Source organism: Synechococcus sp. CS-1332 (assembly GCF_025127995.1).
Taxonomy (GTDB): Bacteria; Cyanobacteriota; Cyanobacteriia; order PCC-6307; family Cyanobiaceae; genus Cyanobium.
On record NZ_JAHLYP010000013.1, the window covers coordinates 1 to 11122 of the forward strand.

10 protein-coding genes and 1 pseudogene are annotated in these 11122 nt (G+C 68.7%); 5 read left to right on the top strand and 6 right to left on the bottom strand.

What is annotated here, in order from left to right; all coding sequences use genetic code 11:
- Nucleotides 1–864: pseudogene (locus tag KQ305_RS02270) on the bottom strand (lytic transglycosylase domain-containing protein); the annotation flags it as partial.
- Nucleotides 865–917: 53 nt separating this feature from the next.
- Here KQ305_RS02270 and KQ305_RS02275 point away from each other — a divergent pair.
- Nucleotides 918–1142 carry a hypothetical protein gene (locus KQ305_RS02275; protein WP_259723830.1) on the top strand — a complete coding sequence of 75 codons (225 nt, stop codon included), beginning with the start codon at nucleotides 918–920 and terminating at the stop codon, nucleotides 1140–1142.
- Nucleotides 1143–1190: 48 nt separating this feature from the next.
- Nucleotides 1191–2591: a phosphoglucosamine mutase gene (gene glmM, locus KQ305_RS02280; RefSeq protein WP_259723831.1), complete on the top strand. Its 1401-nt coding sequence runs from the start codon at nucleotides 1191–1193 to the stop codon at nucleotides 2589–2591.
- A 9-nt stretch (nucleotides 2592–2600) separates the two neighbouring features.
- On the opposite strand, the gene KQ305_RS02285 is transcribed toward glmM, so the two are convergent.
- Both KQ305_RS02285 and KQ305_RS02290 read right to left on the bottom strand, forming a co-directional pair.
- A complete protein-coding gene (locus KQ305_RS02285; protein ID WP_259723832.1) occupies nucleotides 2601–3455 on the bottom strand; it encodes a dienelactone hydrolase family protein in 855 nt (284 codons plus the stop codon).
- Between the two features lie 39 nt (nucleotides 3456–3494).
- Nucleotides 3495–5255 (bottom strand): mechanosensitive ion channel family protein, encoded by a 1761-nt coding sequence (locus KQ305_RS02290; protein WP_259723833.1) that lies wholly within the window; start codon nucleotides 5253–5255, stop codon nucleotides 3495–3497.
- Between the two features lie 81 nt (nucleotides 5256–5336).
- Between KQ305_RS02290 and KQ305_RS02295 the strand changes: the two genes are divergently transcribed.
- Both KQ305_RS02295 and KQ305_RS02300 read left to right on the top strand, forming a co-directional pair.
- The gene (locus KQ305_RS02295) at nucleotides 5337–5684 is read left to right on the top strand and encodes a hypothetical protein (protein WP_259723834.1); all 348 of its coding nucleotides are present in this window, start codon (nucleotides 5337–5339) and stop codon (nucleotides 5682–5684) included.
- A gap of 100 nt (nucleotides 5685–5784) precedes the next feature.
- Nucleotides 5785–6372 (top strand): hypothetical protein, encoded by a 588-nt coding sequence (locus KQ305_RS02300; protein ID WP_259723835.1) that lies wholly within the window; start codon nucleotides 5785–5787, stop codon nucleotides 6370–6372.
- Between the two features lie 155 nt (nucleotides 6373–6527).
- On the opposite strand, the gene KQ305_RS02305 is transcribed toward KQ305_RS02300, so the two are convergent.
- Together KQ305_RS02305 and KQ305_RS02310 are read right to left on the bottom strand one after the other, a co-directional pair.
- Nucleotides 6528–7295, bottom strand: coding sequence for a hypothetical protein (locus KQ305_RS02305; RefSeq protein ID WP_259723836.1), 768 nt, complete (start codon nucleotides 7293–7295; stop codon nucleotides 6528–6530).
- Nucleotides 7296–7299: 4 nt separating this feature from the next.
- Nucleotides 7300–8073 (bottom strand): hypothetical protein, encoded by a 774-nt coding sequence (locus KQ305_RS02310; protein ID WP_259723837.1) that lies wholly within the window; start codon nucleotides 8071–8073, stop codon nucleotides 7300–7302.
- Nucleotides 8074–8366: 293 nt separating this feature from the next.
- On the opposite strand from KQ305_RS02310, the gene KQ305_RS02315 reads away from it, so the two are divergent.
- Nucleotides 8367–9728 carry a TIGR04222 domain-containing membrane protein gene (locus tag KQ305_RS02315; RefSeq protein WP_259723838.1) on the top strand — a complete coding sequence of 454 codons (1362 nt, stop codon included), beginning with the start codon at nucleotides 8367–8369 and terminating at the stop codon, nucleotides 9726–9728.
- Between the two features lie 107 nt (nucleotides 9729–9835).
- Here KQ305_RS02315 and KQ305_RS02320 read toward each other — a convergent pair.
- Nucleotides 9836–11122: SbcC/MukB-like Walker B domain-containing protein (locus KQ305_RS02320; RefSeq protein ID WP_311134308.1), on the bottom strand; the 1287-nt coding region annotated here is incomplete at its 5' end.

Genomic DNA, 11122 nt, shown 5'->3' on the forward strand with positions numbered 1-11122 from the left:
CAGGGCGGCGGCGGCGGCGGGGCTGCCCTGCTGGGCCAGCAGGCGCACGGCCGCCTCGGACTCCGGCGCCGTGGGGGCGCTGCGGACCAGATCCAGCAGCAGTCGCTCCGCCTGGCCTTGCTGCTGGGCGTCCCCCGCCAGCAGGGCCCGGCCCAGGCTGAGGCGGCCGCTGGCACCGAGGCCGGAAAGCGATGGGCCCAGGCAGCGCAGGGCCCCTTCGGCATCGCCGAGTTCGGCCAGGCCCTCGGCCAGCTGGGCCCGCTGGCGGGCCTCCAGCACCGAAGCGTCGTCCTTGCAGACCTGCCGCACGCGAGCTTCGGCGCCGGGCCAGCGGGCGCCCCAGCGGGCCAGGTGCAGGGCGCCACGGCGGCGTTCGGTGGCCTCGGGGCCGGCCCCCAGGGCGGCGGCCAGGGCGGCGGGGTGGGCCGGGAAGCGCTGCAGCAACTGCCGTCGCCTGGCTGGATCGTCGCCGCCGAGGGCGTAGAGGGCATCGGCGCTGGCCGGATCAGCCGGGAAGCGTCGCTGCAGCTGGCGCCACAGGGCCAGGGAGGTTTCGGGGCGTCCGAGGGCCGCGGCGGCCAGGGCGTCCTGCTTGAGCACCAGGGCGGCCAGGGGATCGGGACCCCAGCCCTGGCTCCGCAGCCACTGGCGCTGCGCCTGGGGATCCTTGCTGCGGGCCGCCAGCAGCAGGCTCGCCTCCCGGCGCCGCCAGGGATCGGCATCCCAGTGCTGCAGCCACTCCAGTCGGTCGGTGGCGATGGCCGGGGTGAGCGCCGGCTGGCGCGCCAGCAACGCCCTACCCCCGAGCAGCGCCAGGCCCGTGCCCAGGCAGGAGAGGGACAGCAGCAGCGGGAGTCGGGCCAATGGCCGGGGGACGGCGTCCGGGGCATTCTGGGCATCCGTCTGCGCCGCACCCGGTGCGATTGCCCTCTCTGCCCGCCCTGCCGCCCCTGTTCAACCGCCTGCCCGGTGCGGCCCAGCGCCGCCGCGCCGTGGTGGTGACGGTGGCGGCGCTGCTCACCCTGCTGCTGCGGTCGCTCTGGCCCCTGCGGCTGCTGCCGGGCTGGTGCGTGGGCCTGCTGCTGCTCTGGGCCACCCTGGAGCTGTTGCGCTGGCGCTGGTGGCCGGCCCGCTGGCGCTGAGGCCCGCCTGGGAGGGCGCGTAGCCTGCTCTCCAGTGATGGCAACGGAATGGCCGAAGCGGCTTCGCATCCGGCGGTTTCCCCCCTCGGGGCGCCCCTGGAGGAGGGCTTGGCCCGCTTCGGCACCGACGGCATCCGCGGCCGCGTCGGCACCAGCGTCACCCCGGCCCTGGCCCTGCAGGTGGGCTACTGGACCGGCGTGGTGCTGCAGGCCGATGGGCCGGTGGTGATCGGCACCGACTCACGTCGCAGCGGGCCGATGCTGGTGGCGGCCCTCAGTGCCGGCCTGATGGCGGCCGGGCGGGAGGTGTGGCAGCTGGGGCTGTGCCCCACGCCGGCGGTGCCGGGCACGATCCGGCGCCAGGGCGCCGCCGGCGGGCTGATGGTGTCGGCCAGCCACAACCCCCCCCACGACAACGGCCTCAAGGTGTTCGGCGCCAGCGGCGCCAAGCTCGTGGCCGCGCGCCAGCAGGCGATCGAGGCGGGACTCCAGGGCCGCACCACGCCGCCGCCGCTGGCGGGCAGCGGCCGCCTGGTGACGCGCCCCGATCTGCTGGCGGCCTATGCCGATTCCCTGCGGGCCAGCGCCGGCGGCCAGCGCCTCGACGGCTGCCGCATTGTCCTCGACCTCTGCTGGGGATCGGCCACCGCCTGCGGCGAGGAGCTGTTCCGTTCCCTGGGGGCCCAGGTGCTGGTGCTGCACGGTGAGCCGGATGGTGAGCGCATCAACCAGGGCTGCGGCAGCACCCACCTGGAGCCCCTGAAGCGGGCGGTGCTGGAGAGCGGAGCCGACATGGGCTTCGCCTTCGACGGCGACGCCGACCGGATGCTGGCGGTGGATGGCCGCGGCCGGGTGGTGGACGGGGACCACACCCTGTACCTGTGGGGTTCGGCCCTGCGCCGCGAGGGCCAGCTCCCGAACGACCGCCTGGTGGCGACGGTGATGTCGAACCTGGGCTTCGAGCGGGCCTGGCAGGCCAGCGGCGGGGTGCTGGAGCGCACCGACGTGGGCGATCAGCACGTGCACGCCGCCATGGAGGCCCTGGGAGCGGGCCTGGGCGGTGAGCAGTCGGGCCACATCCTCTCGGCGCGCCACGGCATGAGCGGCGACGGCCTGCTCAGCGCCCTGCAGGTGGCCACCCTGATCCATGGCGGTGGCCTGAAGCTGGACGAATGGATGGATGGCAGCTTCCGCCCCTATCCCCAGCGTCTGGTGAACGTGACCGTGCCCGACCGGCAGCGGCGCCAGCAGTGGCAGCAGTGCGAAGCCTTGCGGCTGGCGGTGGCCGAAGCGGAGGCGGCCAGGGCCGGCCACGGCCGGGTGCTGGTGCGGGCCAGCGGCACCGAACCCCTGCTGCGGGTGATGGTGGAGGCGGCCGAGCAGAGCCAGGTCGACCACTGGACCGACCGCCTGGCGGCCGAGGCGGAGCAGCACCTCAACCGGGCCTGAGCGCGCGGCTCACACGACGCCGTTGGCGCGGAACCAGGCCTGCATCTGCTTCCAGCCGGCGGCGGCGGCTCGGTAGGTGGGCCGGTAGTCGGCGTGGAAGCCGTGGGGGGCACCGGGGAACACCTCGATCCGGCTGGGGCTGCCGGCCGCCTTCAGGGCCCGTTGCATCTGCTGCACCGACTCCATCGGAATGCCGTCGTCCTGGCCGGCATAGAGCCCCAGCACCGGAGCCTTGAGCTTGGCAATCAGGTCGATCGGGAACAGGGGTTGCAGGGCGGTTGCCTGGCCCACCAGGCGGCCGTACCAGGCCACCCCGGCCTTCAGCTTCGGGTTGTGGGCCGCGTACAGCCAGGTGATCCGCCCGCCCCAGCAGAAGCCGGTGATGCCGAGCCGCGACACGTCCCCTTCGCCACTGGCGGCCACCCAGGCGGCGGTGGCATCCAGGTCGGCCATCACCTGGGCATCGGGCACCGTCGCCACCAGCGGCAGGATCGAAGGGATGTCGGGAAGCTGGGTCACGTCCCCCTGGCGATCGAACAGGCTCGGAGCGATGGCCAGATAACCCAGCTGGGCCAGGCGGCGGCAGACATCCTGGATGTAGGCATGCACGCCGAAGATCTCCTGCACCACCAACACCACCTGGAAGCCCGAGCCCTTGGTGGGGCGGGCCCGGTAGGCCCTCACCGCGCCATCCGCCGCCGGTACCGACACCCAGCCGGCCGTCAGCCCCTGGGTGGAGGTGGTGACCGTGGACGCCGCCACCGGCCGCACCGCCAGGGCGAAGCCGGCGGCCGCGCTTCCCAGCAACAGCTCCCGGCGGCCGAGGCGGAGATCCGTGCCGGGAAGGGAGGAGAACGGGGCCATGGGCTTATGCCGGGCCGCTCAGCCTAGAAACGGGATCCTTCAGGGCCAGCCCTGCAACCGCTGCACCAGGCGTCCCAGCAGTTCCCGCCGGGCTGGGGCCTGCTGGCCCGCCTCGGTGATCAGCAGGGCCTTCACCTGGAGGTCGTGCTCCGTCATCGCTTCGATGCCCAGCAGGCGGGGTGGCTCCAGCAGCTTCGGGGCCCAGTGCGGATCGCTGCCGAAGGCGGCCAGCTCCTCGCCGATCAGCGCCAGGGCGCCCGCCAGGTCGGTGGTGGCGCGCGGCAGCAGCAGCGTCACTTCCGCCCCCGAGCGCAGCTTGGTGTGGTTCACCACCTGCTCGCAGTGGCTGTTGGGCACCACCACCACCCGCTGATCGGCGCAGCGCAGTTCCGTGCTCAGCACCCCCACATCCACCACTTCGCCGCAGCGACCACCGATCTCGACCACATCACCGATGGCGTAGCGGTCGTCGAGCAGCAGCACCAGCCCGGCGACGAAATCCCGCAGCAACCCCTGGAACACCAGCGCCAGGGCGCCGAGCACGGCCCCACTGGCCAGGACAGCGTTGCTGGAGAGATCCCGCAACACGGGGATCCCGAGCACCGTCCAGATCGCGAACAGCAGCAGGCAGGCCAGGTTCACCAACCGGCCCAGCACCCGCAGCAGGCTGAGGTAGCGCTGCCGGCGTCGGGCCCGGTGGTCGGCGTTCACGGCCAGATGGCTGGCCCACTGGCTCAGCAGCAGCCCCACCAGGCCCCGGAGCACCACGGCCACGGCCGTCAGCAGCAGCGCTTTCATCAGCACCACCAGCGGCTGCAGCAGCACATCGATGGCGGCCGGGATCTGGCCGGGCCAGGCCAACAACAGCACCGCGCCCATGGCGACGCCCAGCAACAGCACCAGGGCCGTCAGCAGCCGGCTGAAGGCCTGGGTGAGCTGGAGCAGCAGGGTATCGAAGCGGCCCGAGCGCTCGTCACGACGGCTTTGCAGCCGGGGCAGCAAGCGCTGGCTGAGGTGCCACAACGCCACCGCCAGCGCCATCAGCAGGGCCAGTCCTGCCAGGGACGCCAGGGCGGTTCGCAGGCGCCCGTTGAGCTGCTCCTTCCCGAACACGCACCGGGCGCTGCGCAGGCGGCGCTCCAGCAGACCGCGCCATTGTTCGGCCAGCGCATCGGCGGGCAGGCCGTTGAACTGGGCGTCCTGCTCGGTGACCGTGAGCAGGGGGAAGGGGCTGGAGCGGCCGGGCACCAGGGCCGCCAGACGTTGCCCTCCCCCTGGTTCCCGCAGCAGCACCACGCGCAGGGCTTCCGGTGCCCCCAGCAGGCCCAGATGGTTGGGATCACAGGCGGCCTTCGTCCCTTGGAGGCTGAGGCGATCGAGCAGCGCCTCACCGACCCGCTCCCCTGGCGTGCAGGGATTGCGGGGCTCATACAGCTGGCTCAGGTTGCCCTCGATCACCCGGGCCCGCTCGCTGGCCTCCGGCCCGCTGTCGCCGCCGGCGTCCAGCGCTGGCGAGGCCACCGTGATCGCCGGCACCCCCAGGATCCGCACCGTGCCGAGACGAAAGCTGCCGGTGTTGGCCGGGTCGACCGGGGCGGGTCCGCGGCCGGCCGATCCGGGGGGCTCAGCGGCGGCTGTCGCCGCAGCCGTGGGGTGGGGCTGGAACGCCGCCATGGCGATGGTCAGTGCCAAGCCCAGGCCCAGGGTCATCAGCAGGGCCAGGGCCCGCCGGCTAAGGCCACCCAGCGCCGAAGACAGGCCTTGGCGGGAGGAGCGCATGGGTTGCAGGATTCGGGTCATCGGGGTGGCTTCGTCTGCAATCCCCCCTGACTTTGGCAAGCGTTAGCGTCGCGTTCTGCCGGTGGATCTGTTGTTCAATCCATGCCGTTATCGCCCAGCAGGTTCCGTTTCTCTGCGCTGGCTTTCGCAGGGCTCCTGCCCGCCCTGCTGCTCCAGCCGAGTTGGGCCGGCGGCCAGCCCAGCACCGGCACCGTTCGGGCGATTCAACCGGGCGACCGGGCCTGTTATCTGACCCTGGTGGAGGCCGGTAGGCACACCTCCACCCAGATGGCGGATTTCGAGCTGTGCGAGCAGGATCTGGTGGGCAAGCGTGCCCGCTTCACCTATGCCGACGCCCAGGTGATGGCCCTCTCCTGCCAGGGAGATCCCGCCTGTCGTGCCACGGAGAGGGTGAGATGGATCGTGAAGGCCCAGGTGCTGCCGCGCTGATTCCCGTAAGGGCCGGCAATCCGTCGCCCGGCGGGTGAGTTTGCCGTCATCCCCGCCGGGGCGTGAGGTGCAGATTGAAGTGAATCAACTGCCTGAGTCCATGGCACGCCTTGCAACCAACGTCAGGCAATGGCTGGCACGGCGCCTGCGGGCGGCCGCCGCCTCCCTGTGGCAGGAGCCACCGCCGCCCCCGGTGGCCGTCAGCAGCCCGCCCCTGGCCCCGGCGCCGGTCCGCCCGCCCGCTCCACCGGCTCCACCGGTCGACCGAGTCGCCGCCCTCTGCCCAGGGGTGCGGGAGCCCCTGTCGATCGAGGCCGCCGTGCTCAGCAGGGACATGTCCGTGCTCAAGCGGGAAGCCGCCGACTCCCTGGCGGCCCTGGGCGCCGCCCATGCCCTGATCAGCTCCGCCCGGCTCGCCCAGGTGCAGGAGCTGCGGCCCCGGGTGATCGAAGGCCAGGCCTCGGGGGAAGCCCTGATGGCGCTCGCCGCCGAGTACCAGGGCTGGCAGGGCGACCAGGTGCGGATCTTCGATGCCCTGGCGCTGGTCCTGCGGATGGGGGTGCCCCGGGGTCTGGTGCTCGACCAGCTGGATCCAGGGCTGCAGGAGCAGGCCCGCTCCCACCTGGAGGCTCTCTCTGTTGAGTATCAGCGTCGCCTGCTGGCGGAACAGTTCCACACGTCCGCCTGAGGCCGGCCAGGGCCGTCGGCTTCGACACGAGAAGTGCAACGACAGCCTGCTGATCGCTTGTTCGTCGCATTTTGTCCTGTCGATCCTGTTTGGCATCCCACCACCTATGACCTCCTGATCCGGCTGCAGCGACGGCAGCAGGATCAGAAGGTGCGCTATCGCCGATTTGCAGGCGCATGGTGCCCAGAGCCTCGCGGCAAGAATTGGTCGTAGAAGCGGGATTTCAGAGCACAGGCCTGATCCACCTGACGCATGGCACAGGCCAATGCCTCCTCATTGGGGATCAGCTTGCTAATCTGCCGCGCCAGCTCCTGGGCGTGGGTGAGGCCGCCAAGCAGGGTGTCGGTGCCGATATCGGATTGGCGACTGTCGTGGATCATGTGGTAGTAAAAGAATTCAGACTTGCTGCGATCCGGGATATCACCATGGGACAGCCGCTCCGAGAGCCGAGGCCATAAACAGGCGTACTCGACAGACACCAGCACTTCCGCCCAGAACCGGAGATAGCAGATCAGTGCTAATTGGTGATGGGGCTCAGAAAGACAATCCATGAGCTGCTGCTGGCTTTCGTGGCGCACAGAATGGGTGATCTCTGACTCCTCAGTGGTCAGGATCTGTTGGCGTGTGGCGCCGAGCTTGAGAAGATCCTGAAACAGCAACTCGCGATGGGAGGGAAGGGCGACTCCCTTGGTATTGCGTGGAAACTCTTCGTGCAGAATCAGGCGCACAGCTGCTTTGATGGGTTCATCTTCGAGGGCATCGATCACGAACTCATAGACATTCACGATCGACAGTGACAGTTGGCGGCGCTGGATGAGAGCCGCCAATAGACCATCCCAGGAAAGCGCATCACATCGCGACAACAGATGGGCCTGGAACTGGGTGATCCGCTGGATTTCGTGGCTGTTGAGTTGATCCATCATGGCACTATCTGGCAAAAAGAATCTTCAGATCATTGCGCCAGTTCTGGTCGGGGAGAGGTGCGAAAGGGCGAGCCACATCCCACATCAGTTCAAAGTCGTTGAGCAACGTACCAGTGATCAGAGGATTGTCGGCCTGTAGATCAAGCTCCAGTTGAAAGGTGTGGATGGCAAGGGATCCATGCAGGAAGGGAGCGGCGATCATGGTGTGACCAGCGCGGTAGATCGCGAGGGAGGGCAAGGTGTCATAGAGCCTGATCTCCAGCGGGCAGCTCGGCTGACTGCCGCGGATGGCCTGCTCCAGCGTTTCCAGGTTGGCGATCACACAACTCTGGATGTCGATCTCATGGGCCTGGAGCGTGGAGGTGTAACGCTGCAGCACCGCCTCGCGCAACCGGGCGGCCTGGGAATAGGGCCAGGCCAGCAGGACGCGGACGCGCACACCCTGCCGAAGGCAGCGAATCAGCTGGGGTCGATAGTGATCAAGGTTGGGCGCAAAGGTCTGCAGTATGTCAACTCTTCTCTTCTCAGGTGGCTCACACTGACTCACCCCATCCAGGGCATCGGCGAAGATCTCAGTGGGGAAAGAGTGATGGATTCCGACCAGCCCAATCCCATAAAAGCCTGGGTCACTCTGGCGATATTCACTGATCAGAAAACGATGCAGTTGCGGCAACTTGTAGCCGCGACCCTGGATCCTGAATTTCCGGTAGATGGTGCGAAGTCTCTGGGTGAAGGCCTCTTCTTCGATGGCGCTGTAACAGTGCTGGTAGGCCTCCAACAGCTGATGCTTGGTCTGCCCCTGTTCCTCCTGAAGGCACAGAATCACTTCCATCTCATGGGGTGTGAGTGCGTAATGCTGCTGCTGCCCGATGGCCTGCAGGAAGGATGTCCAGCTCATGACCCGTACGTTCGATGGTCAGTGAATGGGGGTGCGTTCACAAAGCCATGGTATCGCCTTGCTGTGGAAGCTGGAGTTGCTTCCACTTGCTTCCATCTGTTTCCACCTGGCCATGATTGACATCACTCGCGACCGTCTGGGAACGTCAATTGCTAGCCTCCCGTATGGCAGCCATGCTCGACTCACAGCGAGATATCTATCGCCGTATTCAGGCCTATGAGCTGGATGGCCCCAGTCACCAGATCGGTTTTGTTCGGCACTTGATGCGACAGCAGGGCTGGAGTCGCGAGCACTGTCTACGTGCGATTGAGGAATACAAAAAGTTTGTCTTTCTGGCGTCTGTTGCTGGCCATCAAGCCGTGCCTTCCGATGCTGTTGACCAAGTCTGGCACTTGCATCTGTTGTACAGCGAGTCTTACTGGGAGGACTTCTGCCCCAATGTTCTGGGCCGCAGGCTTCAGCATTGCCCAGCCCAGGGGGGCTGGCAGGAGCGCGAGAGGTTTCACCACTTGTACCGCGCCACCATTGACAGCTATCGCCAGTCTTTCGGCGAGCCGCCGCTGGATCTCTGGCCACCGGCCGACATTCGTTTCGGCAGGGATGTCCAGATGCAGCGCCTCCACATCGGTCGTCGCCTGTCGGCCCGGATCCGCCTCGGCAGCCCACTCTGGCGCCGGCCTGGGCTGCGCCAGCTCCTGACTTTACTCAGCCTCTTATTGGGGTGTGCAATCGCCTCAACCCCCCTGGCCCGGGCCACCAGTTCCACGTCTTCGGCCACCTCGGCAACAGCTGATCTGCAGGCGATGCTGCTCCTCCTCCTTGCCATGGCAGTGGGGCTGGTCATTCGACGTCTGATCCGCCGGCCGGATGCCCAGGCCACCATCCCGTTGCTGTCCGCTGAGCAACTTGCCTATCTGGCCCGTGGTGCGACCGGCGCGCTGGATGTGGCCCTCGTCCAACTGGTTGATCGGGGTGTTTTGCGGCCGGATCAGCACAGTACGAAACTGGTACTCACATCTTCTGCTTCGCCGTCTTCATCGCCACTCGAGCAGCAGCTGGTTCATCGGCTCACGCAGCTGGCGCATATGCCAACCTACGAGAACCTTATCGCGCTATCCGCTTACAATTATTCGACGTTGAAAAATAGTCTGAGGGAGAAGAGACTGATCATCGGTCCGCTTTCTTTGGCGCTTTCGCGCTCATTCTATCTTCTCTTGATCCCGCTGATCATGTGCTACATGACGAGCGCGTCTCATCCTGTTTCCCACGAGTTTCGCCACGCTTTTGCTTCTGTGTTGCTTGGTCCGTGGACGCTGGCTCTTGTTGGCAGTGTGTTTCTGATCATTCCTGGCGGCCGCACGCGCTGGGGTTCGTCTGTGTTGTTGCACCACCAGGAGCATGGCGACGCCCATGATCCGATGATGCGCGTGGCTTTGCGGGGCCTCACGGCGCTGTCGGGGGGGCGGCTTGACGATCTCAGGCTTCTGATTCAGCGGAGAAAACGGGAACTGGAGCAATCGTGCTGTGGTTGCTGAGGTTGTTCCCAACTCAGGTCACCGGCACCCATGGCAGGGCAGGGTGTTTTCGCCAGCCTTGTTGCAGCGGCTGATCAACAGCGGCCCCGCCTTCCTCCCCACAGGACTCAGGGGTTGCTCCCGCCGTTGCCCACCCGCAGGCTGGAGCCGCGCTCGCCCGCGATCACCTCGATGCCGCCGCGGATGCGTTCGCGCAGGGCGCCGACGTGGCTGATCAGGCCGATCATCCGGCCCCCCTCCCGCAGCCGGTCGAGTTCGTCCATGGCCAGCTGCAGGTTGTCGGGATCGAGGCTGCCGAAGCCCTCGTCGATGAACAGGGCCTCCAGGGGCACGCCGCCGGCGTGGGCCTGCACCGTGTCGGCCACCCCGAGAGCCAGGGCCAGCGAGGCCTGGAAGGTTTCGCCGCCCGAGAGGCTGCTCACCTCCCGCTCCTCGCCGGTGTACGCATCCAGCACCCGCAGGCCAAGGCCGGCGTTGCGGCCGCCGTGGCCGCCTTCGTCGGTGAGCCGCAGCTGATAGCGGCCGGAGGTCATCAGGGTGAGCCGCTGGTTGGCGTAGCCGCAGATGTCGGCGAGGTAGGCCGAGAGCACCCAGCGCTGCAGGGAGATGTAGGGAGCCGCCTTGCCCTGGCAGCGGTTGGCCACGGCGCTGAGCCGCTCGGCCCGCTCCTGCTTCGCCGCCAGATCGGCGGCGCCGGCCCGGTGTTCCGCGGCCAGCCGCACGATCTCCCGCTGGGCGCCCCGGGCTTCGCTGTGGCGCTCCACCGCCCGGGTGCGGGCCCCATCCAGGCGGGCCACGGCCTCGCCGGCGGCGGTGGTGTCGGGCCGGGCTTCGGGCAGATCGGCCAGATCGGGGGCGGCCAGGAGGTTGCGCTGCTGGATCACCGCCGCCTCGTAGGCCGCGATCCGCTCGACCAGTTTCAGGCGCCAGCTCTCCTCCTGCAGGGCCGCCGCGGCTTCCGCCGCCGTGGGGAACGGCGAGCTGGCCAGCTCCTGGCCCAGCCGCCGGGCCGCCTGCTCCAGCTCGCTGGTGGCGCGGGTGTGGGCGCCGGCCCCGGCCACCAGGGCCTTGAGGGCGGCCTCCAGGGGCCCGAAGGCCCGCAGCACCGCGCCGGGCTCCAGCCCCTCCCCCAGCTCCTGCGCCACCTGCGCCGCCAGGCTCCGCTGCCGCTGGCTGGCCTCGGCGGCGGCCCGGCGCTCCAGGGCGATCGCGGTGGTGGCCGCCTCGATCTGCTGGGCCAGCCGCTGGCGTTGCTGTTCCCGATCGGTGGTCTGCTGCTCCAGCGCCGGCAGGCCGGCGGCCAGGGCCTGGGCCGCCAGGTGGGCTGCAGCGGCGGTGCTGGCGGCCTGGCGGGCGGCGAGTGGATCGGGGCCGTCGCCCGCCTTCTCCAGCAC